The sequence below is a fragment of the Paracoccaceae bacterium genome (genome assembly GCA_033344815.1).
In the GTDB taxonomy this organism is placed as follows: domain Bacteria; phylum Pseudomonadota; class Alphaproteobacteria; order Rhodobacterales; family Rhodobacteraceae; genus Roseobacter.
Genome location: JAWPMR010000001.1, coordinates 3,737,958 through 3,764,054, shown reverse-complemented (window position 1 = coordinate 3,764,054; position 26,097 = coordinate 3,737,958). Strand labels below are relative to the sequence as shown.

The window sequence follows — 26,097 nt, the reverse complement described above, 5'->3', positions numbered from 1 at the left end:
CTTAGCAAAGTAACTCTTAATTTGTATTTATACATTATTACAGTCAACTTGCCGCAAAAATTCATCTTTCCGAAAGGCACAATATGGCTTCTCTGAATATCGATCCAGCTGGGCAATTCGTAACGCTGCCGACCCAAAATGGAGATCTACGGTTTCACGCGATCTGGCTGCGCGACAATGCTCCGGACCCCGAAACCCGCGCAGTGGGCAACGGCCAGCGCTTGATCGCCCTACGTGACATTCCGGTCGATACGCATATTGCAGCGGCGGACCTCGTGGGCGAAAGCTTGTCGGTAAACTTCGCTCCAGAGGGCAAAACTGTCTCCTTTGATATCCGTTGGCTTGTGGCACATGCCTATGACAGTAACGTTGCGCTCGCGCGCGGCTGGACCGGTGACGCGATCGTAACGTGGGACGCGGACCTGATGGATGACGTCCCCACAGGTGATTTCACAGCGCTAGACGCGGGTGGAGATGCCATGCTTGACTGGCTGGGTCACGTCACGCGCTACGGATTTGGTAAAGTGGTCAGCGGCCCCGTCGAGGATGGCGCGCTGTTTCGCATTGTCGATTGGTTCGGACATGTGCGCGAGACGAACTATGGCCGAAAATTCGAGGTTCGCACAGAAGTCAATCCAACCAATCTGGCGTTCACGGGCCTTGGTCTGCAAGCGCACACCGACAATCCCTACCGCGATCCTGTTCCGACCGTTCAAGTACTCTACTGCCTCGAAAGCACGGCGGCGGGAGGCGAAAATATGGTGGTAGATGGGTTTGCTGCGGCCCTGCGCCTGCGGGATGAAAACGAGGATTATTTCAATGTGCTGGTCGATCATTGTGCGCGGTTTGAATACGCAAGCGAAGCGGGTGTTTGCCTGACGTCGCGCCGCCCGATGATTGAGCTGTCCCCCGACGGCGAGCTGATCGGCGTGCGCTTCAACAACCGGTCTATGGCCGCCGTCACGGACATACCTTTCGATAAGATGGCACTCTATTACGCGGCCTATCGCCGCTTGGGCGAAATCATCGATGACGAGGCGATGGAAGTCACATTCCGGCTTAACCCCGGTGAAGCGTTCATCGTAGACAATACGCGCGTCTTGCATGCGCGCAAAGGATATGCAGGCGCAGGCACACGCTGGTTTCAAGGGTGTTACGCCGACAAAGATGGGCTGCGATCTACTTATGACGCCATGCTTCGCGAAACGGCACTGGAGGCCGCAGAATGAGCACGCCGACTCTAACCAAAGATACCATCGTGGACTTTCTCGGTTCGATCTTCGAGAGACGCGGCGGCGAGGAATATCTGGGCGAACCTGTGAACATGGGCCAGCACATGTTGCAAGGTGCCACCATTGCGCAGCAAAACAACCAAACAGAGGAAATCATCATCGGCGCGCTGCTCCACGATATTGGTCATTTCACCAGCGAATTTGGCACTTTTTCGATGGAAGATACGGAAGACCGCCATCACGAGGATGCGGGCGCTGAGGTGCTGGAGCAGTTTTTTCCCCGCATCGTAACGGATTGCGCGCGCTACCACGTTGCTGCGAAACGCTACCTTTGCGCGACCAAACCGGAATATTTCAACCGTCTGTCGGAGGCATCGGTGCATTCGTTAAACTTGCAAGGCGGGCCAATGAATGCGGATGAGATTGCCGCATTTGAAAAAATCCCGAACGTCGAGCAGATCATCGCTGTGCGTTTCCTTGATGATGCAGGTAAGCTCCCGGACATGGAAACGCCGGATTTCTGGCATTTCGCACCAATCGCCCAGCGGTTAGTTGATCGCCACGCTGAAAATTCTTCACAGCCCTGACCGGTTACCGAGAAGTTTGAGTTCCTACTCATGGGTTGCTCAGTCGTTAGAGATTAGTTCGCTGGAATAGCCGCCCTTCTCGCCGCGCAGCGGCGGAGAGATTCACGCTCTTTCAGAATTTTCCGCGCTGCGAACGAACGCTGCGGAAAATTGTCACTTCTGCTTTGGGCTCGCTGCCGCCATTATATCAAGTGCAGCATCCTGTGATATCCAGGCTAGGTCAACGTCGGGTTAACGATGTGGGAGGGATTGGCGGATTAGAGGATCAGTCATGGAAACCCCAAACTTACCAGCCATTCGCGCGCTTCGTCCCGCTTGAAACAAGGGCCGTATCGTTGGGCAAAAGCGACCGCTGAAGCCAAAGCATGTCCGGGCAATCCGCGTTCGTCTTGAGCTCGCAGAAAACCACCGCGACCTCGCACTCTTCAACATGGCAATCGACAGCAAATTGCGCGGCTGCGATCTATGCCGCATGCAGGTCGTTGATGTGATGGCTTCGGGACAGATCAAGGAGCGTGCATCGGTGCTTCAAAGCAAAACCAAAAAACCTGTCCGCTTTGAGATTTCAGAAGGCACACGCGCATCAGTCGCGAAATGGATGGAGAACCCCCTTACGGTCGGATCTGAATATCTGTGGCCGGGCCGATTTCACGAGCGTCTGCATATCTCCACGCGCCAATATGCCCGGATCGTCCGCGACTGGGTCACATCGATTGGCCTAGAGGCAACAGCCTATGGAACGCATTCAATGCGCCGGACCAAGGTAACACAGATATACAAAAAGACTGGCAATCTCCCGGCCGTCCAGCTTCTACTGGGACACCAAGATGGACAGCACTGTTCGGTATCTTGGTGTTGAACTGGAGGACGCCCTGGCAATCTCTGAAGCCATTGAAATTTAAGAAACTTGGGCCGCTGATACAGGCGGCCCATCGCTGCCATTGACGGCTAGGTCGCGACGCTGCGGCGCGGCCCGTCGAATCGGCCATTCGCTGCGGCTGCAAAATATCAGCGCAAGCGAACCCACCGGTCTGCGTGATATTATAGACGTTCGCTGCGCCTTTGCCTATGGCTGCTTTCGACTTTTCCGACTGTATGGTTACGGCATCGACTTTGCCAATGGTCCCCTTTTCATAGATTTAGTTCATTCAGTCCCAGGTGGTGCTCGGGGCGGCGCCCCAAGGGCCAGTGAAACACACGAGATGACGCCTTGATGGGGAGATCATTGATGCTGGCAATACGTCGGCGCATCCGCCCATCCGCCGCGAATTCCCAGTTCTCTTTGCCATAAGCGCGGAACCAATGGTCGGCCTCGTCGCACCATTCATAGGCAAAGCGTACAGCGATCCGGTTTTCAGTCCATGCCCACAGTTACTTCATCAGGCGGTATTGATTTTCGCGTATCCATTTCCGCGTCAGGAACGCTTCAATTTCGGCATGTCCGGAAAGGAATTCTGAGCGGTTCCGCCACTGGCTAAAATCGGTATAGGCCTGTGTCGCCAATTGAGGGTTGCGGCTGTTCCAACCCTCCTCAGCGGCGCGTACCTTTTGGACGGCGGTAGTTTCCGAGAATGGCGGAAGCGGGGGGCGGGTCATGGGCTGTCTCCTAACAGATTGGATGATGTAGAGATCGCAGCACACGCGGGACGCGTGATTTGACCGGCCGAACCTAGTTGGCCATTTCCAATGGTCGCAAGAAGTGCCGGTCGTAGCGCCTGTTACACTCCATATCCTCGGCGAACTTGTATGCTTTCTGGCATTCACTGTCTGTAAGACTGCCTATACGATAGGCCTCGTAATCGGCCAACGATGGGAGAGAAAAAAGGCAGACAGCCAAGTCATTTGGGCTTTCGTGCGGCAAATAGTACCCATGATGCGTCCCACCGAATTTTTCGACCAGGGGAACCCAAGCACGTGCATATTCTTCGAATTCAGGGACTTTCGATGGATTCAGTTCGTATTGAACATAACAGGTTATCAACGGCTTTTCCTCGCAAGAGTCTGTTGCAATTTCGATGTACGGGTCTGTCATAGCTTCAGCTTTAGGAATGTTGTCAGGCGCGGCTGTTGAACCAGGATCAGCGAAGCCTTAATCTGCCTTACGAGGAAAACCCCGATGCGCAGCGATTTGACCAAGGTTTGATGACCACAACGGCTGTTCGGCGATGAAGGTCCTGAATTTTTCGGCCACCTCCGGCTCGCCTCGCAGAGCGCCCGCCGGAACGATTATTTTTTTGCCGTCGCCGCTGGATCATGGAACGCAAGAGCCACACACACGGCAGAACGATTTCGAGATATCCCGCCCTTGCATTTGGTAGGTGATGATATCATCGGCACCACTCAGCCAGTTGAACCCCTCTGCCGCCGTGAACAGATTTGATGCAAAGGCCGACCCAGTAATCTGTCTGCATTGATCACAGCTACATAGGAACATCCTGTCGAACGCGTTGACGACCTCGAATGCAACCGCGCCGCACAGGCAACTTCCCTTGATTTTCTGCATTGTCCTGATCCTTTTTAATCGGCATTGTCTATTTAAATGACCGGCTTAGGTCGCGATATCATCTCGCAGAAATCCGGCAATGGCTTCGATAATCTGGCTCGGCGCTTCGAGCTGCGGCATGTGCCCCACACCGGGAAGCGATTGAAACGATGCCTGAGGGATTCGTTCATGGAGCGCCTTCCCTCGTTCGATCGGAATCCACGGATCGTCCGCGCCCCATAGAATGGTTACCGGACATCGGATTTGATTGAACATCGGCTCGACGTCGGCGGTGAAGCGCTCGTCGGCTTGAGAGAATTGCCGATAAAAACTCCCGCGACCGTCTTCGTCGAGCCACGGTTCGACGAGCTTCGAGAAGCCTTTCCTGTCGATCTCGTTGACGAGAGCGCTCCGGATATAGGCTTCCACCACTGCCTTGTGGATATGCGGTGGCAGGCCAGTGAACGCCTCGACATGTCGCCCGACGTGATCGAAAAAATCTGACCCCCAAGGGCGCATTGCGACAACGTTCATCAGGGCATATTTCTCAAAATCGCAGCAATGCAGAAGATGCGCCAGCACCTCCGCGAACACGCTGCCCTGTACGTCAAGCGCCGTGGCCTTTTCGGGTCGCATATCGGATTGCCCGTAGCCCGGCATATCATACCAGTGGACGCGGTAGGTTTCAGCCAGTGCCGGAATGACGCGATGCCACGAAAAAGAAGACCACGGCCATCCATGCGCGAGAACGAGGTCCGGTCCATCACCGGCACTCCCGGCGGTAACCGAACCTGCGCTTGTCATAACGGTTTCGCCCAGCGACCAGCTCCCTTTAGGTTTCTGCATCGCTTCAATCTTTTGTGATGGCTTCAACATATTGACCAACGCACCGCAAACGATCCTCAGCCTGAGAAATCATTTTATGAACGGTGGTTTGTGCGGGTTCACGGAGCTGAACCAGATCAGCCGCTTCGCCGACGATCACAGCGGCAACGTCTGTGTCATCCGCCGCCCACGCGGCGTTGAAACGAGTTTGCTCCTCTTCAAGGTTTTGCGCGAGGCCATCGATGTCTCCGCTCCACAGCCGTGTGAAGGCATTTCTCAAAGCACGGTTGTTCCAGTTGGGTGGCCAATCCAGGCCGCGCGCCATATCAAACACCGAACTGCGCTCGGTTTCGTCGCCGGAAGCGCTGATAGCGGCTCGTTTGGAATTGTCACTGGCGAGAGATTCGTCGCTGGCAAAGAATCCGGTTCCGCACAACACGCCCGAAGCCCCAAGTGCCAGTGCCGCAGCTAGTCCGCGCCCATCGGCGATGCCACCTGCTGCGATGACCGGTATTTCCTTTGCGATATCTAATACCGCCGGAACAAAGGGAAATGTCGCCCGCGATCCACCATGACCACCCGCCTCAGTCCCTTGAGCCACGATGGCATCGACTCCAGCGTCCACAGCTTCGCGTGCCTGTTCCAATGTCTGCACCTGCACAATGAGCTTCGTCTGTCCTTCTCTAATTCTTGAGAGAAACAGTCGAAAGTCACCGAACGAGAGCATCAGCACTACGGGAGCACGCTCAAGAGCGAGATCAAGCAGATCAGGCTTTAGGGCCAACGACCAAGTGATAAAACCTACTCCGATCCGCGCATCCCCTGCAGCCTCGAACTCGCGCTTCAACCAGTCGGCATCACCATAGCCGCCGCCGATCAGGCCCAAGCCGCCAGCCTTGCTCACAGCAGCAGCTAGGGCACCACCGCTGACCCGCGCCATCGGTGCCAAAAGAACCGGATACTCGATGCCGAACAAATCGCAAAGTGGTGTGTTGATGGGCATTTTATTTACCCCGCCGCTTCGCGTCTGTATTGTTCGACCGGCAGACCACCAATCCGCCAATCTTCAAGCGCAACTTCATCGATGACGACAAAAGTTGTCGATGGGCTTTTGTCGAGCACCTGAACCAGCAAATCAGTAACGCCCCTGATCAACGCGGCTTTCTGATCAGGGGTGACGTCCTCGCGTGTCACCTTGATGTTTATGTAAGGCATATCGTTTCCTTTCAGATATCGCGTTCAGTGATTTGGAAGATTTTGGCCATGATCCGCCATGCCCCATCGGTGCGTACAAGGGTCAGGAAGTCGATGAAATCCTTGGTGCCGATGGAGCACCGCACGCGGGCAAAGGCCGTGTTTTTACCTGCGAACTCGATGGATTCGATCACATCACGCCGGGGTTCACCGCACGACGCCGGAGACATACGCTTTGCCACCACGTGGAAATATTCATCCATCGTGCGATAAAGCAGCGGTACCTTGTCCGCCGTTGCGTAAATCGCTTTCGGGTGAAAGACGATGGCCAGCCTTTCGGTATCAGCGTGGTAGAGACCGTCAAAATAAGTCCCCAACACATCGGTTACTGCGGCGAAATCGGTCATGCCGCTTGCTCCATCAGGCCCTCGGCAATCATCGCCTTGATCGAGGCAGGGCGCGCGGCGATACGGGCCACGTAGCTTTGGGTTTTCGGATGCGCGTCAAGGCTGACCCCGACGAAACCCGCCCAATTCAGCACGACAAATGCATAGGCGTCCGCGACGGTGAATGTATCGCCGAGCAGAAAGGCGCGACCGTCTGCGAGGCTACTCTCGATATGCGCGGCGCGGCGACCAACACCAGCTTCTGCCTTTTTGCGGGCCGCATCATCCAATTCAACGCCCGAGAAAAACGGGCTAAATGATGTGTGCAGTTCTGACGACAAGAAGTTGAGCATTTCCTGAAGCCGTGTGCGCGCCAGGGTGCCATTCGGCGGCGCAAGCCCGGCATCAGGTGACTGATCCGCCAGGTACTGAAGCACGGCAGGGTTTTCAGTTATGATATCACCGTCATTGGTGACAAGCGCGGGAACATAACCGTTCGGGCTGATCTTGCGAAAATCATCTCCCGCTTCGGTTTTGCCCGAATTGGTATCGGTCTTGTCGAGGTCAAACGAGACGCCAAGTTCATTCAGAATGATGTGCGATGCCATTGAACACGCACCGGGTTTGTAGTGAAGTTTCATCTGTCGTAGCTCCAGTTGGTTGGGGTGGTAGCCAAGAGATGACGCGATCGATAACCGTTGACAACTAGGTTTCTTCAAGATACCCAATAATCCAGTTACCCAATGGAAACCTAGTCACCTGATATGCCCCTCAAAGTTCGCAAGAACCAAAGCCCCACCCCGCCGCAGCCCTGTATGCTGACGCATTGCATGGCAGTGATTTCTGGCGCGTGGGCGGCCAACGTGATCTGGTCACTGCGTGCCGGCCCGCGCCGTTTTAACGAATTGCGAACCGACATTCCGCCGATCTCGGCCAAGGTCCTGTCTGCCCGCTTGACCGAGCTGGAGCAGCGCGGTGTGCTGTTGCGCAACGTGCAACCAACCTCGCCCCCATCCGTTGAATATGCCCTGACCGATCTGGGCGGTGAACTTGTGCCAGCCCTCGAGGCGATCGTGAAGGTTGGCCACCGCCTCAAGATGCGCGACGAAGGATGAATACCTGCGCCGTGACATGAGATTTATAGGGCTTGGATCAATTCGATCCGGTAGCCATCCGGGTCCATTACAAATGCAATGATCTCGCGCTCGGTCGTTCCATCCGGTGCCATCTTCATCGGGCCAGGCGCCCTGGCAATTTCAACGCCACGCTCGGCAAGGTAACTGACCACGCGCGCGATGTCTTGGACTTCCAACGCGATATGCCCGTACCCGGTACCGTGGGAATATGTGTTCTCACCCCAGTTGAAGGTCAACTCAATCAACGCGTCGCTGTCGGCATATCCGACAAAAACCAGCGCAAATTTCGCATCCGTAAACGTCTCACGCTGCACTTCTCGCATCCCGAGAGCGTCACGGTAAAACTGCAGAGACAGACCAAAGTCTTGAACGCGCACCATTGTATAGAGGATCGCGTTTGGGGTGTTTGTGGATTGAAGGTCAGTGCTCATATTGTGCACCTGAACGGCCGGAAGGACTGGAGACAGACATTATCCGCCCCCAGAATGTACATTTAGCGGCAGATTTCACCTTGGTAGCGGACCAACCCGATAAGGTTGTCAGTGTCGCGCAAATCGACAAGGCCGTAGCTATTGAATTGCCCTGAATAGCCCTTCATTGTGCCGCGCGTGACGTCTGGCTGAATGTCGTAGGTAATCTCGATCATAAAGCGACCTGGCTTGCCTGGTACCGCTGTCAGAATGCCCAGATCCTTTGTTTGAAACGCCCCGCCGTCATCACGACCAAAATAGTGTTCCATGTCCATCTCAAGGCCTGTCTCGGTCTCCCGCGTGGCTGTGATCTTGCCAGCTGCATTTTGAACAGTGCCGGTCAAAGCAGCTGAGATGATCGTAGGCTGGCCGTCACCTTCGCCAAAGAAGTTGGGGATAGCAACGCCACCCATTTGAAAGCAATCGGCGGCCATGGCGGCCGTCGACGACATCGCAAGCGCCATAATCGCACCAGAAAAAGAGTTCGATTTCATTTTGTTTCCGTTCAGTTGTGGGGGATTAGAGGTAATAGGGAGAGTTGAGGCCGCGGCTTGCGTCCTCGGTGACACGGGCGTCAAAGACGCGTGTGTAGAAAGCAGCGTTCAGCGCGGTCGCTGTTTTTGGGAATTCATTGATGGCAAAGTTCAACGCGTTTTTGACGGTGTCGAAGGCGTCCACTCCGCCCAGCGTGTTTGTGTTGTGACCGCTCAGCCAGATTTTGGACAGCAGACCGGTTTGCGCGCGCAAAACCGGATTGCGGTCGCGCCAGGGTGCCTTATCAAACGGAACGGCGACCTGCACTTCGGTGTAGACAAAGGCGCCCGGCTCAGTTGTGACCTGTCCACCGAAATGGGGTGCGCTCATGTCTGCACTGGCCTCAGCGGTTGCCTGATTGTCAAAGACGCGGGTGGTTTGGGCCACGCCAAGATCACGGGCCAGTGCCGGGAAAAAATCCGTGCAATACAGCAAGGCATCTTCGACACTGGAAAAACCGTAAAGCCCGCCAACCGAGTTGTTGCCCAGTCCGGAGAACCATGTTTTGTCTATAAATCCGGGTTGGGCGGCAATGGCAGCATTCAGCTTTTGCCAGGGGACGTCCACGAAAGGTACGGAAGCTTGTAATTCTGTATAAACGAAGGCGTTGGCAGTCATTGATCGGTAGTCCTTTTGTTGAGTCTGCGCGGGGGTGGGCGTCGAAAGCCCCAATACCGCGATGGGAATGGCCGCCAGTCCTGCGGTAAATCTGCGCCGTGAAAGTGGCTCAGCATTGCCGGGCGCATGCCGGGGCACACGTGAAGCCATGTCTTTATCTCCTTGCGAATAGCGGCACCTGCCTTGGTGGTTGTCTTGGGGTCCATACCAAAATATAACGATCCCTATATATTGCTAACGCGGCAGATATATACCGTCAATCAAAAAATATAACGTTCGTTATATTAGTGGTTAAAAATTTGAAAATACTTATGAAAAAGTCTGAAGAAACCAAAGCCAAATTGCTAGAATCATCGGGGAGAGCTTTTCGAAAGGAGGGCTATGCCGGGATTGGGGTCGACTCAATTGCGAAAGATGCGGGTGTTACATCCGGTGCATTCTATTCACATCTGAAATCCAAGAATGATGCTTTCCACGCGGCTCTTGTCGCAGGATTGGAAGAGGTTCTTGTCGAACTGCCTAAGTACCGCGAGACCCACGGTGACCAATGGCCTGTGGCTTTTGCAGATTACTATCTCGGACAGGGTCATCGGCTCGATCTTGAGGGGGGGTGTGCGATGACCAGTCTGACACCTGAAGTGATTAGGGCAGATGTGGAGGTTCAAACCGAATACGCTGCAATGATGAACCGCATTGTCGAAGAAATTGCGAAAAACCTTCCCAGGGATGTGTCTGATAGTGGACAAGAAACAAAGGCATGGGCGTTCCTTTCGGCGCTCATTGGCGGGCTTACACTGGCGCGCGCCGTAGGAGCGGGGCCTGCCGCTGAAGAAATTGAGCGTGCCAGCAAGGCCGTAGCTCTTGGAGCTGTCGGTTTCCCAACTGTCTAGATGTTACCAGATTTTACCGTTCCATGACGTCTGAACGCCGCACCAAATAGTCTCTTTTTGTTATTCATTAGTGTGTCCGCATCAACCTTTAAGCTCTAACCAAATTGGGCCAAGGTTATCCCTGAGGGTTTAAAAAATGCGATACGCGCGTTTGTGTCGTGACATATGGGAACGCATTGGACCGCAAAGAGCCCTAAGAGCGGGTGCTGCGCGAGGTACAAATGTTAGATTGTTGACAGTCACTTTGGCCTAGCGGTGACTGATAGATGATCGAAGCGAGGGTGGCAGTTAGCTGTGATTCAATTCAGCGCATTCGTTTGATTTCCTATTTTTGAGAAATATTAGCGACAGTCTGTAAATTCGTTTTTCAGCTCCTTAACCAGCATTCGCGCTGGCTTGCCAAGGACCTGCATTTGCGACCTCACAACATGAGCGACCTGTGTAGGCGGCTCGATACCTATAGTGACTTCTACCACGCCATAAAAAACGCGGGATTTCGACACCAAAGCATACCCAAGCGCTGCTCTGACGGCCTCGATGATCCCAGCAAAACTCGCACACTCCATAACCACGCGCAGCGGACGCCCCAGATCAGATGTGCAGGTTTCCAGCCAGTGGCAGTAGAAACAATTCTGGTCAAAAGCGATGAAAGGCAGATGGCTGTGTTTTGAAAGATCATGATCCTGTGGACCGATCCAAACCAGTGTATCCTTTTTTACGATTACGTCGATCTTCTGCACGTCACTCACAAACACCTGCACCACACCGATATCCAAGTTGCCGCTCACCAGCATCGCGTCGATGGTGCGGCTCTGTTCTACAACCGTTTTCAGTTGCACATCGGGATATTTGCGCGCAAACCGACCCATCAGATTTCCCAAGCCTGATGTGATCATATCCTCGGTGAACCCGAGTCTGATCTCGCCGACCAGATCTTCTTTGACGAGACTGCTGACTGCTGCGTCGTGCAAGCTGAGGATACGGCAGGCGTATTCATAAAGGCGACGACCATCATCAGTTACAGCCCCGCCACCCGTCGCGCGGTTCAGTAGCACCTTGCCCAAGCTCACTTCAAGCCGCTTGATCTTGTGACTGACGGCGGACTGCGAAAGCTTCAGCGCCTGCGCGGCCTTCGTGACGCCCTCGTTTTCCAACACAGCGCGCAAAGCCCGCATATCGGCGACCTCAACTTGAACCCCCCATAGCACCTCACATGACAAATTTAGATTGTATTATAACCCTCATTTATTTTCGTCATGTAGCCAGGTGGCCCATCATTGGTCAAACAGTTTGGAGAATTATCGTGCGTTCAATCGTCCCCGACGACACACTCATGAATGGCTACCGTGTGGCCCATGGCACCCATGGGACAGGCGAACCCGTTGTGCTCGTTCACGGCACGCCGTCATCATCCTATATCTGGCGGAACGTGTATCCAAAGCTGGTCGATGCGGGATACAAGGTTCACCTTTTCGACCTCCTTGGCTTTGGCCTGTCTGAGCGTCCTTGGGACCAGTCCGTCGACACATCTGTGTCGGGACAGGTGCCTATCCTGCACTGGCTTTTTGACGAATGGGGATTGGACACGGCTTACATTGTTGCCCACGACATCGGCGGTTCTGTCGGGTTGAGATTCGATTTGCTTCATCCCGATCAAGCGGAAACCCTGACCGTTCTGGACAGCTGCAAGTTTGACAGCTGGCCTTCGGCAGGCACCAAACAGCAGATATCCGACGGGCTCGAAGCGCTTATCGGGAAGACGGATCAGGAACACCGTGATAATTTTTGCGAGTGGCTTCTCACAACGGTTGAGAACAAAGAACCGTTCGACGCAGATGCGCTGAAGGTTTTTCTGGGATACATTTCTGGCCCTGTGGGACAGGCGAGCCTGTTTCAGCGTCAGATCAGCCATTACGATGCCAAGCACACGGTGGCAATCAAAGACAATCTAACCAGACTCGGCGAGCCTACGATGCAGATCATCTGGGGCGAGAAAGACGCATAGCAGGTCATAGACTGGGCGCACAAGCTTCATGCAGAGATCCCCGGTTCGGACCTACATATCGTGCCTGATGCCGGTCACTTCTTGATGGAAGACGAAGCAACAACCGTGACTGATCTGGCCGCAAAATTTTTTCGCGCGAAGCCCCTGAAGCAGATTGGATGAACAACGACGGCACATGATCCAATCTGGGTTCTTATCCTGACCCACTACTGGGGCGAAGACACACCAGACTTCGATGAGGAGCGTATCGCGGCCCGTGTGTCATACATTGCCCCGCATGTGTGCCAACTTCTCATTGCAGGAGCGACAGGCGAAGGCTGGCACTTTGACGACAATCAGATCATGCAGTGGGTGCGCCTAACCGCAAATGTTAATGTTTTTAGCGCAGACCACGCACTTCTGTTCGGGGTCTTCCTGTGCATCGCTACAGCAGATTTTCATGCAAGGCGCAGCATTGGTCAAATTGGGCCCCAAGCAGACACTCGAAATAAAAAACAAGCCCCCAGTGATCTCTCACTGGAGGCTCTGTAATTCTACCGGAGTGCGGCCCCGCAGGTTTTCTGCGAAAACCCGGCTCACACCACACGCGTCGCGCTACAGCGCGACGGTCACCAGTCTTCCCGGACAACAACGCGTGTTTTGATCGGCAATTTCATCGCTGCAAGGCGCAGCGCCTCACGTGCGACGTCATCGTTCACGCCGTCGATTTCGAACATCACACGACCCGGCTTGACCTTGGCCGCCCAACGGTCGACCGAGCCCTTACCTTTACCCATCCGAACTTCGATGGGCTTGGCTGTGACCGGCACATCCGGAAAGATCCGGATCCAGACGCGGCCCTGACGTTTCATGTGACGCGTCATCGCGCGGCGTGCCGCCTCGATTTGACGTGCTGTAACCCGCTCAGGTTCAATGGCCTTGAGGCCGTAGGTGCCGAAGTTCAGGTCAGACCCGCCCTTCGCCAGACCCTTGATCGAGCCTTTGAACTGTTTGCGGAATTTCGTGCGTTTTGGTTGTAGCATCTGTCATTCCCCCTTAGCGACGACCGCCAGCACCACGCGGTGCAGGGCCATCCTGGAGTTCCTGTGCTTTACGGTCGCGTGCAGCCGGATCGTGCTCCATGATCTCACCTTTGAAGATCCAGGTCTTGATCCCGATGATGCCATAGGCCGTCGCCGCTTCCACATGTGCGTAATCAATGTCGGCGCGCAGTGTGTGCAAAGGCACCCGGCCTTCACGATACCATTCGGTCCGCGCGATTTCAGCGCCGCCCAGACGGCCCGCAACATTCACACGAATGCCCAAGGCGCCCATACGCATGGCGTTCTGGACCGCACGCTTCATGGCGCGGCGGAAAGACACCCGGCGCTCCAGCTGCTGTGCAATGCTCTCACCGACCAGGGCCGCATCCAGCTCAGGCTTGCGCACTTCGACGATGTTGAGGTGCAACTCGCTGTCGGTCATCTTGGCGATCTTCTGGCGCAGACCTTCAATGTCCGCCCCTTTCTTGCCGATGATGACACCGGGGCGGGCGGTGTGGATCGTGACGCGGCACTTCTTGTGCGGACGCTCGATGATCACACGGGCCACGCCGGCCTGATGACATTCTTTCTTGATGAACTCACGAATACGCAGATCTTCCAGCAGAAGATCACCATATTCTTTTGTGTCGGCATACCAGCGGCTGTCCCAGGTGCGGTTCACCTGCAGGCGCATGCCAATCGGATTGACTTTATTACCCATTAGGCTTGCTCCTCAACTTGGCGTACGACGATCGTGATTTCCGAGAATGGCTTGATGATCTTGCCGAACCGGCCACGGGCCCGCGGGCGACCGCGTTTCATGGTCATGTTCTTGCCCACATAGGCCTCGGACACGACCAGTTCGTCCACGTCCAGGTTGTGATTGTTTTCGCCGTTGGCAATTGCGGACTGAAGGCATTTCTTCACATCCAGCGCGATCCGCTTTTTAGAGAACGTAAGGTCCGTCAGGGCCTTGTCCACTTTCTTGCCACGGATCATCGCGGCGACGAGGTTCAGTTTTTGCGGGCTCGTCCGCAGCATGCGCAGTTTTGCGCGTGCTTCGTTATCTGCCACGCGGCGGGGATTCTTATCCTTGCTCATTTGCGTTTCGCCTTCTTGTCAGCGGCGTGACCGTAATAGGTCCGCGTGGGCGAATATTCCCCAAATTTCTGACCAATCATCTCCTCGGAGACATTGACCGGGATGTGCTTGTGACCGTTGTACACACCGAACGTCAGGCCAACAAACTGTGGCAGGATTGTCGAGCGGCGCGACCAGATCTTGATCACTTCGTTGCGACCGCTCTCGCGGGACGCTTCGGCCTTTTTCAACACATAGCTGTCGACAAAAGGACCTTTCCATACTGAACGAGACATGAATTAACGCCCCTTCTTCTTGGCGTGGCGCGAGCGCAGAATGAGCTTGCTTGACGCTTTTTTCTTGTTCCGGGTTTTTGCACCCTTTGTCGGCTTGCCCCAAGGCGTAACCGGATGACGACCACCAGAGGTCCGGCCTTCACCACCACCATGCGGGTGATCGATCGGGTTCATCACAACACCACGTACCGAAGGGCGGATGCCCTTGTGGCGCATGCGGCCCGCTTTACCGTAGTTCTGGTTGGAGTTGTCGGGGTTGGACACGGCACCAACGGTGGCCATGCATTCCTGACGCACCAGACGCAGCTCGCCAGAACTCAGGCGGATCTGTGCGTAACCACCATCACGGCCCACGAACTGAGCGTAGGTACCGGCGGCACGGGCGATCTGCCCCCCTTTGCCAGGCTTCATCTCGATGTTGTGCACAATTGTCCCGATGGGCATGCCCGAGAAAGGCATCGCGTTTCCGGGTTTGATGTCCGCTTTTTGCGACGCAACCACCGTATCACCAACCGCCAGACGCTGCGGTGCCAGGATATACGCCTGCTCGCCATCTTCGTATTTTACGAGGGCGATAAAGGCTGTGCGGTTAGGGTCATATTCGATGCGTTCGACGGTTGCCGCCACATCCATTTTGTTCCGCTTGAAGTCAACGATCCGGTAGAGGCGCTTGGCCCCGCCGCCTGTGCGGCGCATCGTGATCCGTCCGGTATTGTTCCGTCCGCCGCTTTTGGTCAAGCCTTGTGTAAGGGCTTTGACCGGGCGGCCTTTCCAGAGCTCCGAACGGTCGATCAGTACCAGCCCACGCTGGCCCGGCGTCGTCGGTTTATACGACTTGAGTGCCATGTTGTCTGTCTTCCGTTTTGCTGTGCGGCGAGGCCCGATAAAGGGTGATCCCGCCTATGGTATGAAGGCCCCCGTAGGTGCCCGATTTAGAGGGTCTTTCGACCAAAAGACAAACCCCGGACGAATCCGGGGTCTTGCCGATGAGTTCACCTATTAAAGACCGGGGCACAGGTCAAGCACCCATAGTGACAAAAGGTCGACGTCGCGTGGTTTTCCCACGCGGACCCTGCAAACATCGCCGGTGGCGCGTTTGCTGCTGACGGATACAAAATATCTACTTTGAAGAGGACTTTCGTTTTGCCCTACGACGCGCGTTCAGGTCACTCAGATTTTGCATCAGCGCCGGGCCCAGAATTTTACGTGCCAATCGTTTTGCACGTCTGTTTTCAGGCCCTTTTGCGCCATGCTTCGAACCCCCATAAAAATTTGTCTGTCTCATGAGATCGAGCCTCTTAGCAAAAAAAACTTCCTCACTTTGATCTGCGGGCCTGTTGTTCGCCTTGGCATCAGGCTTTCTCAAATGTGCAAAAAATTCTATGCCCATTGATGGCGAAATCTCTACCACCTCAAGATCAATCAGCCCGAGATATTTCAAATCCCTGACCATCAACTCGAAGCTCTCGCCAAAAACGACGCTGCAATGGGTATCGCGATAAGATCCCGGCTCATCAATATCAGATAAATACTGATCATACGCCGCCTTCAGGTTTCGAACAGGTATAAAGCGATTTACCTCAAGGGAATGCGGTGCGTGGTTCGAAGCGTGGTCAAACAAATTTTCGGGTGATGGTTGGGTTAAACCACGGTGATAGGCGCTCAACCAGTCAGATAGGCGGGTGGGCATCCTGAAATGATCGAAACAAGCCCTACAGTCCGGAATTGCCATCGTAAGCACACCGCCCGGCACCAATGCTTCTGAACAGCCTTGCAAAAAGGAAATCGGGTCGGGCAAATGCTCGAAATTGTGAGAAGAAACGATGTAGTCTACTTTGGAACACAGATCTTTCGATCTTACAATGTCCAGCAATTGAGAAGCATCGGAAACCAAGTCAACTTCCTCGATCTCCGTGATTCTATCATCTGGTATATTCGGATCACCACGCGCGTTTCCACGAAGCTTGTCCGTGTCGAAAACGTCAACGATAAGAACATTGTAACCGTCAGCTTTGGATACCGTAGGATTAAAATACGGTGCAACCTCTATTCCAAGGGCGTCTTTTGTTACAAATCTGCGGAGTTCATCCAAGCGACCCATTGAAAACCCTGCTTATGCTGGCATCTTAATAAAAAAAACCCCGATTCTTTTCAAAACCGGGGTTCAAATGCATTTAGTTTGCAATTTAAAGACCAGTTGACACGTCAATCGTGTTGCCGGCTTCCAGCGTCACATAGGCCTTCTTTACGTCTTTGCGACGGCCAAGCTGGCCCCGGAAACGCTTGGATTTACCTTTTGTGATCGTGGTGTTGACGGCTTTAACCTTCACACCAAAGAGCGCCTCAACGGCTTCCTTGATCTGCGGTTTGTTGCTGTCGATCGCCACTTCGAAAACAACCGCGCCGTTCTCGGACGACATGGTGGCCTTCTCGGTGATGATCGGCTTGCGGATCACATCGTAATGTTCTGCTTTGGCGTTCATTTCAAACGAGCCTCCAGAGCTTCGACACCTGCTTTTGTGATCACCAGAGTGTCACGCTTGAGGATGTCATATACGTTTGCGCCCATTGTCGGCAGGATATCCAGACCTTCAATGTTGCGCGCGGCTTGGGCGAAGTCTTCGTTGACGGAGGCCCCGTCGATGATCAGCGCGCGTTTCCAGCCAAGGTTTTTCACCTGTTTGGCCAGAGCAGCGGTCTTCCCATCAGATGTCGCGTCATCGATGATAACCAACTCGCCCGCTTTCATCTTGGCAGAAAGCGCATGGCAAAGACCCAGTTTGCGGAACTTCTTGGTCAACTCATGACCGTGGCTACGCGGGGTTGGACCCTTGTAAACACCACCCCCACGGAAGATCGGAGCAGAACGCGCGCCGTGGCGTGCGCCGCCGGTGCCTTTCTGGCGATAGATCTTCTTGGTGGAATAGCTGACTTCCATCCGGGTTTTGACCTTGTGCGTGCCCGCCTGCGCGTTATTTCGCTGCCAGCGCACGACGCGGTGCAGAATGTCTGCACGCGGTTCAAGGCCGAACAGAGCTTCGTCCAAATCGACAGAACCGGCCGTTCCGCCGTCCATTTTGATGACATCGAGTTTCATGCGTCACCTTCTTTCTTTTCTGCAGCTTCCGCTTCAGCAACCGTATCGGTTTTGGCTTCAGCGGCTTCAGCGGCTTCCATTGCAGCTTGCTCTTCTGCGGCGGCGGCGGCTGCGGCGGCTTCTGCCTCAGCGGCAGCAGCGGCGGCGGCTTCTTCAGCGGCTTTTTCAGCTTCAGCAGCGGCGGATTTCAGAGCGGCTGGCAAAATGGCATTCTCAGGGAACGGTTTTTTGACCGCATCCTTGACAGTAACCCATCCACCTTTGGAACCCGGAACAGCGCCTTTGACCATGATCAAGCCACGATCCGCATCTGTGCGCACAACCTGAAGGTTTTGCGTGGTGACGCGGGCCGCACCCATATGACCAGCCATTTTCTTGCCTTTGAAAACCTTACCGGGATCCTGACACTGGCCTGTGGAGCCGTGCGAACGGTGGGAAATCGACACACCGTGTGTGGCACGCAGACCACCGAAATTGTGGCGCTTCATCGCACCGGCAAAACCCTTACCGATGGAGGTACCCGCAACGTCGACGAACTGACCTTCAAAGTAGTGGTTCGCGGTGATTTCTTCACCCACACCGATCAGGTTCTCGGCATCCACACGGAATTCAGCAACCTTGCGCTTTGGTTCGACCTTTGCGGCTGCAAAGTGACCGCGCATGGCTTGCGATGTCCGCTTGGCTCTGGCCGAACCGGCACCAAGTTGAACAGCGGAATAGCCGTCCTTCTCAGAGGTACGCTGGGCAACGACCTGAAGTTTATCGAGTTGAAGAACGGTCACAGGGATCTGTTTGCCGTCTTCCATGAATAGCCGGGTCATCCCGACTTTTTTTGCAATAACGCCTGAGCGCAACATGAAATTACCCTCCTGAGGCTTATGATTGCAGCTTGATCTCGACGTCCACGCCAGCAGCCAGGTCGAGCTTCATGAGCGCGTCCACAGTCTGGGGGGTCGGATCAACGATATCCAGCAAGCGCTTGTGCGTGCGGATTTCAAACTGGTCACGGGATTTCTTGTCAACGTGGGGTCCACGCAGAACGGTGAATTTTTCAATCTTGTTCGGCAACGGGATCGGGCCGCGCACAGATGCGCCGGTCCGCTTGGCGGTGTTGACGATCTCTTGTGTAGACGTGTCCAGAACACGATAGTCAAACGCCTTCAGGCGAATGCGAATATTTTGGCTTTGTACTGCCATGGTTTTCTTGTCCCTTAAATCGGGTCTTGAAACGGAGAGGAAGAGAGGCCTCATCGCACCCCTTCATCGCGTCGTGATTGCCTATCTGGACCCAGTCCCGAAATGGCTGGGGTGCCGAATATGATCCGGCACCCCGATTGTCTAGAGTAAGTTGGAACCTTACTCTGTGATTTTGCTGACGACGCCGGCGCCGACGGTGCGGCCGCCTTCGCGGATCGCGAAACGCAGGCCCTGCTCCATGGCGATCGGCGCGATCAGCTCAACACCAAAGGACACGTTGTCGCCCGGCATCACCATTTCGGTGCCTTCTGCCAGCTGAACCGTGCCCGTCACATCCGTTGTGCGGAAGTAAAACTGCGGACGGTAGTTTGCGAAGAACGGCGTGTGACGCCCACCCTCATCCTTGGTCAGGATATAGGCTTCGGCTTCAAACTTGGTGTGGGGCTTCACGGAACCGGGCTTGCACAGCACCTGTCCCCGCTCAACGCCTTCACGGTCGATCCCGCGCAACAATGCGCCGATGTTATCACCAGCTTCACCACGATCCAGCAGTTTGCGGAACATTTCAACGCCCGTGCAGGTGGTTTTCGCCGTGTCGCGGATGCCAACGATTTCAATCTCGTCACCCACGTTGATCACGCCACGCTCAACACGGCCCGTCACAACAGTCCCGCGACCGGAGATCGAGAACACGTCTTCCACAGGCATCAGGAACGGCTGGTCAATCGCACGCTCCGGCGTCGGGATGAACTCATCCACAGCCGCCATCAGCTTCTTGATGGATTCTTCACCAATCTCAGGGTTGTTGCCTTCCATCGCCGCCAGCGCCGAGCCGGGGATCACAGGAATGTCGTCACCAGGATATTCGTAGCTGGACAGAAGCTCGCGGATTTCCATCTCAACCAGTTCCAGCAGTTCTTCGTCATCGACCTGGTCGACTTTGTTCATGTAGACAACCATCGTCGGGATGCCGACCTGGCGACCCAGCAGAATGTGCTCGCGGGTTTGTGGCATCGGGCCGTCAGCCGCGTTCACCACCAGGATCGCACCATCCATTTGCGCCGCACCCGTGATCATGTTTTTCACATAGTCCGCATGGCCCGGGCAATCGACGTGGGCATAGTGACGGTTTTCGGTCTCATATTCCACGTGTGCCGTGGAAATCGTGATGCCACGGGCTTTCTCTTCGGGCGCACCATCAATCTGGTCATAGGCCTGAAAATCGCCAAAATACTTCGTGATCGCCGCCGTCAACGTCGTCTTGCCGTGGTCAACGTGACCAATCGTGCCAATGTTTACGTGCGGTTTATTACGTTCAAACTTTGCCTTTGCCATGGTGGCCTCCTTAGGTGTTCTGCCGGGCGGATCGCCCGTATTGTGTCGATTGGCGGTCAACCGCCGGATCTTTGTGATGCGACGCCCCCGCAGGGGCAGCGCAATTTAAGCGAATTTGGCCTGAATCTCGTCAGAGATATTTTGCGGCACGGCCTCGTAGTGGTCAAACTGCATGGTGAAGTTGGCACGACCCGACGACATCGACCGCAAGGTGTTGATGTAGCCGAACATGTTTGCCAGCGGCACGAATGCATCGATCGCAATTGCATTGCCGCGTGTGTCCTGCCCTTGAACCTGACCGCGACGCGACGTGAGGTCGCCAATGATGCCGCCCGTATACTCCTCAGGCGTGACCACTTCGACTTTCATGATCGGTTCGAGCATCTTCGCGCCGGCTTTTTTCATGCCTTCGCGCATACCCATCCGAGCCGCGATTTCAAACGCAAGCACCGAGGAGTCAACGTCGTGGAATTTACCCTCGATCAAGGCCACTTTGAAGTCGATCACGGGGAAGCCCGCCAATGGACCGGAGTCCATGACCGATTTGATCCCTTTTTCAACACCTGGAATGTATTCCTTGGGCACCGAACCACCGACGACGCGCGATTCAAAGGAATACCCTTCGCCTGGCTCTGTTGGTGTGATGATCATTTTGACTTCGGCGAACTGACCTGAGCCACCAGATTGTTTCTTGTGTGTGTAAACGATCTCGGCTTCGCGGCTGACCGTCTCACGGTAAGCTACCTGCGGCGCACCGATGTTGGCTTCAACCTTGAATTCACGCTTGAGACGATCCACGAGAATATCGAGGTGAAGTTCGCCCATGCCCTTCATGATCGTTTGACCGGATTCGAGATCAGTTTCCACGCGGAAAGAAGGATCCTCAGCTGCCAAACGGGCCAAACCAGTGGACATCTTTTCTTGGTCAGCCTTGGTTTTGGGCTCGACCGCAATCTCGATCACCGGATCTGGGAATGTCATCGTTTCCAGAACAACAGGGTCATTGACCGCGCAGAGCGTGTCACCGGTTGTTGTGTCTTTCAGACCCGCCAACGCGATAATGTCACCTGCAAACGCTTCCGTGATTTCTTCACGATCATTCGAGTGCATCATCATCATCCGGCCAACGCGCTCTTTACGCTCCTTGGTCGAGTTCAGAAGAGTGTCACCTTTATTCAGCACACCCGAATAGATGCGTGTGAATGTCAGGGTCCCGACAAAAGGGTCATTCATGATTTTGAATGCCAGCGCCGAGAACGCCATCGCGTCATCCGCACGGCGCGCGATGTCACGTGTTTCCGTTTCATCACCGGGTTTGAAGCCCATGTAATCCACAACATCCATCGGCGATGGAAGATAATCGATCACAGCGTTCAACAGCGGCTGCACGCCTTTGTTCTTGAATGCAGAGCCGCAGAGAACCGGAATGAATTTGATTTCCAGCGTGCCAGCACGGATCAAACGACGCAGCGTCGGGACGTCCGGCTCTGCACCGTCCATCAAGTATGCTTCCATCGCGTCGTCGTCCATTTCGACGGCGGTTTCGATCATCTTACCGCGCCATTCGTCGGCCTGCGCCTTCAGGCTGTCGCGGATTGGCTTTTTAACCCAGCTTGCACCAAGGTCTTCGCCTTCCCAGACCCATTCTTCCATGGTGACCAGGTCGATCATCCCTTCGAGTTCGGTCTCGGAACCAATCGGAATCTGGATCGGGCAGGGTGTCGCACCTGTACGGTCTTGGATCATGTGCACGCAGTTAAAGAAATCAGCGCCAATCTTGTCCATTTTGTTAACAAAAACGATGCGTGGCACCTTATAGCGATCCGCCTGACGCCAAACGGTTTCCGTTTGTGGCTCAACACCTGCGTTGGCGTCCAGAACAGCAACGGCACCATCCAAAACGGCCAACGAACGCTCAACTTCAATCGTGAAGTCCACGTGACCGGGCGTGTCGATGATGTTCATGCGGTGCTTGGGCGTGTCAGCCGTTTCACCGTCTTCCGTGCGTTCCCAGAAAGTTGTTGTCGCAGCGGATGTGATCGTGATGCCGCGCTCCTGCTCCTGCTCCATCCAATCCATAGTCGCGGCGCCATCATGCACCTCGCCGATGTTGTGGGACTTCCCTGTGTAGTACAAGATGCGTTCCGAACAGGTTGTTTTACCGGCATCAATATGGGCCATGATGCCAAAGTTGCGGTATCGGTCGAGCGGGTAGTCGCGTGCCATGGGGCTGCTTCCTTGAGGTATCTATAAACGGATTATCGCGCCCAATTGAGGGCGCGACAGGTTTACCAGCGGTAGTGGCTGAATGCTTTGTTAGCGTCGGCCATTTTATGAGTGTCTTCGCGTTTCTTGACGGCGGTGCCGCGCGATTGAACAGCGTCCATGAGCTCGCCTGCAAGACGCTCTTCCATGGTGTTCTCGTTGCGCGAACGTGCCGCTTTGATCAACCAGCGGATTGCCAGCGCTTGGCGACGCTCGGGGCGCACTTCAACGGGCACCTGATAGGTCGCGCCACCAACGCGGCGTGAACGTACTTCAACGGAGGGCTGGATGTTTTCCAGCGCTTCGTGGAAAACCTCGATGGGTGCACGTTTGATCTTTGTTTCAACGCGAGTCATCGCGCTGTAAACGATCCGTTCTGCGACCGACTTTTTGCCGTCGATCATCAGGTTGTTCATGAATTTTGTCAGAACCAGATCACCATATTTGGCGTCTGGAAGGACTTCGCGTTTTTCGGCTGCGTGGCGACGGGACATACTCTATTCCTCTTACTTCGGACGCTTCGCGCCGTATTTCGAACGACGTTGTTTACGGTCTTTGACGCCCTGGGTATCCAGAACACCACGCAGAATGTGGTAACGGACACCGGGAAGGTCTTTGACACGGCCGCCACGGATCAGAACCACAGAGTGCTCCTGAAGGTTGTGGCTTTCGCCCGGGATGTAGCTGATGACTTCAAAGCCATTGGTCAGACGGACCTTGGCCACTTTCCGCATCGCCGAGTTCGGCTTTTTCGGTGTGGTGGTGTAGACACGCGTGCAAACGCCACGCTTTTGCGGGCATTCCTGCAAGTGCATGGACTTTGAGCGTTTAATTTTTGGCTGCCGCGGTTTGCGGATCAGCTGTTGGATCGTTGGCATTCCGGTTCTTTCCCCGTGTTGCTCACATGTGTGTGCACGAGGACGCCCCCCATGCGGTTTATACTTTATCGCGGGCGCGTCCACCAACGACGTCGAAGCGCCCAAGGCGCCTTGTAGTTCATGCGCCCATGGCGCAAACCGAAAAGACCGCCACGTTTCCGTACCGAGGAAACGACGCGGTGGGGTTACAGAGGATCGGGCCGATAGGGGGCCGGATCGTGACCACTTCAGTTTTGAATTCGGCGCGCAGGAAACAGTCCTGCCGTCGAGATAGCGGGCGTATAGAAGGAGTCGTAGGTGGTGTCAACAGCCCTGACTTGCATGTCACATACTATAATTCCGTCAGCTGTCGCTACAGTCCAGCAGTCGATCAGTGCCGCATCATCCGATTTTCCCGGTAGAGCGTAAAAACACCTGTTGCAACGATCACAGCCGCTCCAAAAAGCGTCAGTGGCGAGGGCCATTCACCAAAGAAGATCAGCCCGAGTATCAGCGCCCAGATCAACCCGGTATAGCGAAATGGCGCAATGAAGGAGACATCCCCGGCACGCATCACTTGAACGCTGAAAAAGTATCCGCCCACAATGAAAAGGGAGGACCCTCCGATCAGAAGCCCCAGGTCGGGCGTGACAGGAACCCATTGGATTGTCAGGGAGGCCGCCCCGGCGGCGACGAGGACGCTCAACGAGGCAGAAAAGGTTACCACCAGCGATGGCACCCCAGACGACAACTTGCGGGTCGATAGATCACGTGCGGTGACGCAGAGAACGGCAATCACTGCGTAAATCGACCAGATGGTGAACCCTTCCGATCCTGGTCGCACAATCAAGAGCATCCCGCAGAACCCAACCGCGATAGCGCTCATGCGTCGCCATCCGACGACTTCCCGAAAGATGATCGCAGATCCAAGCGTGACCGTTAACGGCAGCATCTGAAGTATTGCCGTAACATTCGCGAACGGCATGTTCAGCAAAGCAGTCACAAAGAAATAGGCCGCCCCGACCTCGGATAAGGATCTCAAACCGATCAAGACCCAGTCTCGCCCGGCAACCCGAGTTTGGAAAACACCCTGAGAATACGCCAGACCGCCAATCATCAGCGTTGCAAAAATACCGCGCAGCGCCAGCAGTTGGAACAACGGAACGTCCCCGCCGGTGGCCTTGAGCAAGGCATCATTTAACGTGAAACACGCCATGGACGCCATCATCAAGAGGCAGCCGACCAGATTGGGTGACATGCCATGCATGATGCGGTGGCGTGCTTTCATTGCTCACCACCTGCTTTGAAAAACCTGCGAGCAACTCTTGCCATCAAAACGGAACCGGCAAGGGACTAATGTCCGCTAAAAACGAGGGTTTGTAATGGCAACAACAATGCTCTGATCCGAAGGCCGGCCGCGTGCACGACCCCAACGGTATCGACCACATGCAGAAACAGGAACTTGCCCATTCCGATCGAGGGATCCTGAAGTGCCTCATGGTTGTCCGTATAGGCATTGGCCATGCATTGGCTCCCGGGCGGGATGCCATCGGCCTGACCCGGATAAATTGGCTCCAGAAAGGCGGTGATGGTGCCCGGCGGCCCACTGCGCACAAAATCGACCAGACTGTCTGATGGCCTGATCTGACCGGTCGCAATCACGTCCTGAACTTCGACAATCACCATCGGGATAATCGTGAAAGGTTTCGACGCGCAGGTCATCTCAGCGACACCTCCCTGTTGGACCACTTGTGCCGAAATCTGGGAAAATCCGGCCTGGAACCGCCCGCGACCCGCCTCGACAGGCACCAAAATCCCGGCTGGTCGCAAGATCGGATTAATAATGTCCCCTACGCGTAGGGTGAATTGTTCAACCACGCCATCGACGCCAGCGTATACAGTCATCTTGGCGACTTCTGTCTCAGCTTGCGCCAATGCAGCCTCTGCACTGGCGCGCTGCGCTGGCAGTTGAATGTCCAGTTGCACGTTGATGGCATTTACGTTGGACATTGCCGCATCAACTTCGCCCTGCCGCACGGCCAATTCGTTGCGCAACACTTCAACGTCCCGTTCGCTAACGACCGTCGATCCACGTGCCTGCAAAGCGGTTTGACGTTGAAAGTCTTCTTCCGTTTGCTGATAGGCGGCTTGCGCCTGAGCGACGACTGCGTTTGCAGTTGCGCGTTGCGCGGTGGCCACATCCGTTGCAGCATCCACTTCGATGATCTTGCGTCTTGCTGTTTCTGCGGCGGCATCCTGACTGGCGCTATCCAGACTGAAAATCGGATCTCCGGCTTCTACCTCTTGGTTGATCTCGACATAGACCTCATCAACGCGGCCCGCCGTCTCGGAAAGGATGGTCACGGTCCGAAAACCAGACGCCACATTGCTGGTGCTCGGGTGGTAATAAAAAACAATCGTAATAAGACAGGTCGTCAACATTGCGCAAAGTGTGATCCCCAACCGCAACTCGTACCAGAGCGTAAAGAACGTGATTTCCTTTCCCCAGCGTTTGCCTTGCTTGTAGCGCCGATAAAGAAAATCCGGGAGTATCGTGATCAGTGAAGAAAAGATCAGTTCAAACATGCT

The 26,097-nt window shown here is 54.9% G+C and carries 31 protein-coding genes and 2 pseudogenes; 6 read left to right on the top strand and 27 right to left on the bottom strand.

Translation table 11 applies throughout. From position 1 onward, the window contains the following. Positions 1-83: 83 nt before the first annotated feature. The 3 genes and pseudogenes from R8G34_17540 to R8G34_17530 all read left to right on the top strand — a co-directional run bounded on the left by R8G34_17540 (position 84) and on the right by R8G34_17530 (position 2,721). Positions 84-1,229 (top strand): TauD/TfdA family dioxygenase, encoded by a 1,146-nt coding sequence (locus R8G34_17540; protein MDW3224655.1) that lies wholly within the window; start codon positions 84-86, stop codon positions 1,227-1,229. After that, positions 1,226-1,819 carry an HD domain-containing protein gene (locus R8G34_17535; GenBank protein MDW3224654.1) on the top strand — a complete coding sequence of 198 codons (594 nt, stop codon included), beginning with the start codon at positions 1,226-1,228 and terminating at the stop codon, positions 1,817-1,819. Before R8G34_17540 ends, R8G34_17535 begins: the two co-directional genes overlap by 4 nt. A gap of 331 nt (positions 1,820-2,150) precedes the next feature. Continuing rightward, positions 2,151-2,721, top strand: a pseudogene (locus R8G34_17530) (tyrosine-type recombinase/integrase). Between the two features lie 229 nt (positions 2,722-2,950). On the opposite strand, the pseudogene R8G34_17525 reads toward R8G34_17530, so the two are convergent. The 7 genes and pseudogenes from R8G34_17525 to R8G34_17495 all read right to left on the bottom strand — a co-directional run bounded on the left by R8G34_17525 (position 2,951) and on the right by R8G34_17495 (position 7,347). Next, positions 2,951-3,415, bottom strand: a pseudogene (locus tag R8G34_17525) (nuclear transport factor 2 family protein). A gap of 73 nt (positions 3,416-3,488) precedes the next feature. Then, positions 3,489-3,851, bottom strand: coding sequence for an NIPSNAP family protein (locus tag R8G34_17520; protein MDW3224653.1), 363 nt, complete (start codon positions 3,849-3,851; stop codon positions 3,489-3,491). A gap of 516 nt (positions 3,852-4,367) precedes the next feature. After that, the gene (locus tag R8G34_17515; GenBank protein MDW3224652.1) at positions 4,368-5,177 is read right to left on the bottom strand and encodes an alpha/beta hydrolase; all 810 of its coding nucleotides are present in this window, start codon (positions 5,175-5,177) and stop codon (positions 4,368-4,370) included. Continuing rightward, the gene (locus R8G34_17510) at positions 5,152-6,129 is read right to left on the bottom strand and encodes a nitronate monooxygenase (protein MDW3224651.1); all 978 of its coding nucleotides are present in this window, start codon (positions 6,127-6,129) and stop codon (positions 5,152-5,154) included. Before R8G34_17510 ends, R8G34_17515 begins: the two co-directional genes overlap by 26 nt. Positions 6,130-6,134: 5 nt before the next feature. Beyond that, positions 6,135-6,341: a 4-oxalocrotonate tautomerase family protein gene (locus tag R8G34_17505; protein ID MDW3224650.1), complete on the bottom strand. Its 207-nt coding sequence runs from the start codon at positions 6,339-6,341 to the stop codon at positions 6,135-6,137. Between the two features lie 11 nt (positions 6,342-6,352). Further along, entirely contained in the window at positions 6,353-6,727 is a 375-nt protein-coding gene (locus tag R8G34_17500; GenBank protein MDW3224649.1) for a nuclear transport factor 2 family protein, read from the bottom strand. Continuing rightward, positions 6,724-7,347: a glutathione S-transferase C-terminal domain-containing protein gene (locus R8G34_17495; protein MDW3224648.1), complete on the bottom strand. Its 624-nt coding sequence runs from the start codon at positions 7,345-7,347 to the stop codon at positions 6,724-6,726. Before R8G34_17495 ends, R8G34_17500 begins: the two co-directional genes overlap by 4 nt. Before the next feature lie 189 nt (positions 7,348-7,536). On the opposite strand from R8G34_17495, the gene R8G34_17490 reads away from it, so the two are divergent. Further along, complete coding sequence (locus R8G34_17490) at positions 7,537-7,821, top strand: helix-turn-helix domain-containing protein (protein ID MDW3224647.1); 285 nt, start codon at positions 7,537-7,539, stop codon at positions 7,819-7,821. A 23-nt stretch (positions 7,822-7,844) separates the two neighbouring features. Here R8G34_17490 and R8G34_17485 read toward each other — a convergent pair whose 3' ends face one another. The 3 genes from R8G34_17485 to R8G34_17475 all read right to left on the bottom strand — a co-directional run bounded on the left by R8G34_17485 (position 7,845) and on the right by R8G34_17475 (position 9,614). Further along, a complete protein-coding gene (locus tag R8G34_17485; protein ID MDW3224646.1) occupies positions 7,845-8,273 on the bottom strand; it encodes a VOC family protein in 429 nt (142 codons plus the stop codon). Between the two features lie 62 nt (positions 8,274-8,335). Next, positions 8,336-8,806: a hypothetical protein gene (locus tag R8G34_17480; GenBank protein ID MDW3224645.1), complete on the bottom strand. Its 471-nt coding sequence runs from the start codon at positions 8,804-8,806 to the stop codon at positions 8,336-8,338. Between the two features lie 25 nt (positions 8,807-8,831). Further along, positions 8,832-9,614 carry a YdhR family protein gene (locus tag R8G34_17475; protein MDW3224644.1) on the bottom strand — a complete coding sequence of 261 codons (783 nt, stop codon included), beginning with the start codon at positions 9,612-9,614 and terminating at the stop codon, positions 8,832-8,834. A 161-nt stretch (positions 9,615-9,775) separates the two neighbouring features. Here R8G34_17475 and R8G34_17470 point away from each other — a divergent pair, with 161 nt between their 5' ends. Beyond that, a complete protein-coding gene (locus R8G34_17470; protein ID MDW3224643.1) occupies positions 9,776-10,354 on the top strand; it encodes a TetR/AcrR family transcriptional regulator in 579 nt (192 codons plus the stop codon). Between the two features lie 341 nt (positions 10,355-10,695). Here the strand turns inward: R8G34_17470 and R8G34_17465 are convergent, their stop codons facing one another. Further along, a complete protein-coding gene (locus R8G34_17465) occupies positions 10,696-11,562 on the bottom strand; it encodes a LysR family transcriptional regulator (GenBank protein ID MDW3224642.1) in 867 nt (288 codons plus the stop codon). Positions 11,563-11,657: 95 nt separating this feature from the next. Here R8G34_17465 and R8G34_17460 point away from each other — a divergent pair, with 95 nt between their 5' ends. Next, positions 11,658-12,359: an alpha/beta fold hydrolase gene (locus tag R8G34_17460; GenBank protein MDW3224641.1), complete on the top strand. Its 702-nt coding sequence runs from the start codon at positions 11,658-11,660 to the stop codon at positions 12,357-12,359. A gap of 608 nt (positions 12,360-12,967) precedes the next feature. Here R8G34_17460 and rplP read toward each other — a convergent pair. The 16 genes from rplP to R8G34_17380 all read right to left on the bottom strand — a co-directional run bounded on the left by rplP (position 12,968) and on the right by R8G34_17380 (position 26,094). Continuing rightward, a complete protein-coding gene (gene rplP, locus R8G34_17455; GenBank protein ID MDW3224640.1) occupies positions 12,968-13,381 on the bottom strand; it encodes a 50S ribosomal protein L16 in 414 nt (137 codons plus the stop codon). A gap of 13 nt (positions 13,382-13,394) precedes the next feature. Further along, positions 13,395-14,102, bottom strand: a complete 708-nt coding sequence (gene rpsC, locus R8G34_17450) for a 30S ribosomal protein S3 (GenBank protein ID MDW3224639.1) — start codon at positions 14,100-14,102, stop codon at positions 13,395-13,397. Then, positions 14,102-14,482, bottom strand: coding sequence for a 50S ribosomal protein L22 (rplV, locus tag R8G34_17445; GenBank protein ID MDW3224638.1), 381 nt, complete (start codon positions 14,480-14,482; stop codon positions 14,102-14,104). The genes rpsC and rplV overlap by 1 nt, the downstream gene beginning before the upstream one ends. Beyond that, positions 14,479-14,757 (bottom strand): 30S ribosomal protein S19, encoded by a 279-nt coding sequence (gene rpsS, locus R8G34_17440; protein MDW3224637.1) that lies wholly within the window; start codon positions 14,755-14,757, stop codon positions 14,479-14,481. Before rpsS ends, rplV begins: the two co-directional genes overlap by 4 nt. Before the next feature lie 3 nt (positions 14,758-14,760). Then, positions 14,761-15,603 (bottom strand): 50S ribosomal protein L2, encoded by an 843-nt coding sequence (gene rplB, locus R8G34_17435; protein ID MDW3224636.1) that lies wholly within the window; start codon positions 15,601-15,603, stop codon positions 14,761-14,763. A 274-nt stretch (positions 15,604-15,877) separates the two neighbouring features. Continuing rightward, the gene (locus R8G34_17430; GenBank protein ID MDW3224635.1) at positions 15,878-16,858 is read right to left on the bottom strand and encodes an adenine phosphoribosyltransferase; all 981 of its coding nucleotides are present in this window, start codon (positions 16,856-16,858) and stop codon (positions 15,878-15,880) included. A gap of 85 nt (positions 16,859-16,943) precedes the next feature. Further along, a complete protein-coding gene (locus R8G34_17425; GenBank protein ID MDW3224634.1) occupies positions 16,944-17,240 on the bottom strand; it encodes a 50S ribosomal protein L23 in 297 nt (98 codons plus the stop codon). Continuing rightward, positions 17,237-17,854, bottom strand: coding sequence for a 50S ribosomal protein L4 (gene rplD, locus R8G34_17420; GenBank protein MDW3224633.1), 618 nt, complete (start codon positions 17,852-17,854; stop codon positions 17,237-17,239). Before rplD ends, R8G34_17425 begins: the two co-directional genes overlap by 4 nt. Then, entirely contained in the window at positions 17,851-18,711 is an 861-nt protein-coding gene (rplC, locus tag R8G34_17415; GenBank protein MDW3224632.1) for a 50S ribosomal protein L3, read from the bottom strand. Before rplC ends, rplD begins: the two co-directional genes overlap by 4 nt. Before the next feature lie 19 nt (positions 18,712-18,730). After that, the gene (rpsJ, locus tag R8G34_17410; GenBank protein ID MDW3224631.1) at positions 18,731-19,051 is read right to left on the bottom strand and encodes a 30S ribosomal protein S10; all 321 of its coding nucleotides are present in this window, start codon (positions 19,049-19,051) and stop codon (positions 18,731-18,733) included. Between the two features lie 159 nt (positions 19,052-19,210). Then, the gene (gene tuf, locus R8G34_17405; GenBank protein ID MDW3224630.1) at positions 19,211-20,386 is read right to left on the bottom strand and encodes an elongation factor Tu; all 1,176 of its coding nucleotides are present in this window, start codon (positions 20,384-20,386) and stop codon (positions 19,211-19,213) included. Positions 20,387-20,491: 105 nt separating this feature from the next. Next, positions 20,492-22,612 (bottom strand): elongation factor G, encoded by a 2,121-nt coding sequence (gene fusA / locus R8G34_17400; protein ID MDW3224629.1) that lies wholly within the window; start codon positions 22,610-22,612, stop codon positions 20,492-20,494. A 62-nt stretch (positions 22,613-22,674) separates the two neighbouring features. Next, entirely contained in the window at positions 22,675-23,145 is a 471-nt protein-coding gene (gene rpsG, locus R8G34_17395; GenBank protein ID MDW3224628.1) for a 30S ribosomal protein S7, read from the bottom strand. A 12-nt stretch (positions 23,146-23,157) separates the two neighbouring features. Continuing rightward, positions 23,158-23,529 (bottom strand): 30S ribosomal protein S12, encoded by a 372-nt coding sequence (gene rpsL, locus R8G34_17390; protein MDW3224627.1) that lies wholly within the window; start codon positions 23,527-23,529, stop codon positions 23,158-23,160. Between the two features lie 370 nt (positions 23,530-23,899). Next, a complete protein-coding gene (locus R8G34_17385) occupies positions 23,900-24,796 on the bottom strand; it encodes a DMT family transporter (protein MDW3224626.1) in 897 nt (298 codons plus the stop codon). A gap of 65 nt (positions 24,797-24,861) precedes the next feature. Next, complete coding sequence (locus R8G34_17380; GenBank protein MDW3224625.1) at positions 24,862-26,094, bottom strand: biotin/lipoyl-binding protein; 1,233 nt, start codon at positions 26,092-26,094, stop codon at positions 24,862-24,864. Positions 26,095-26,097: the final 3 nt, after the last annotated feature.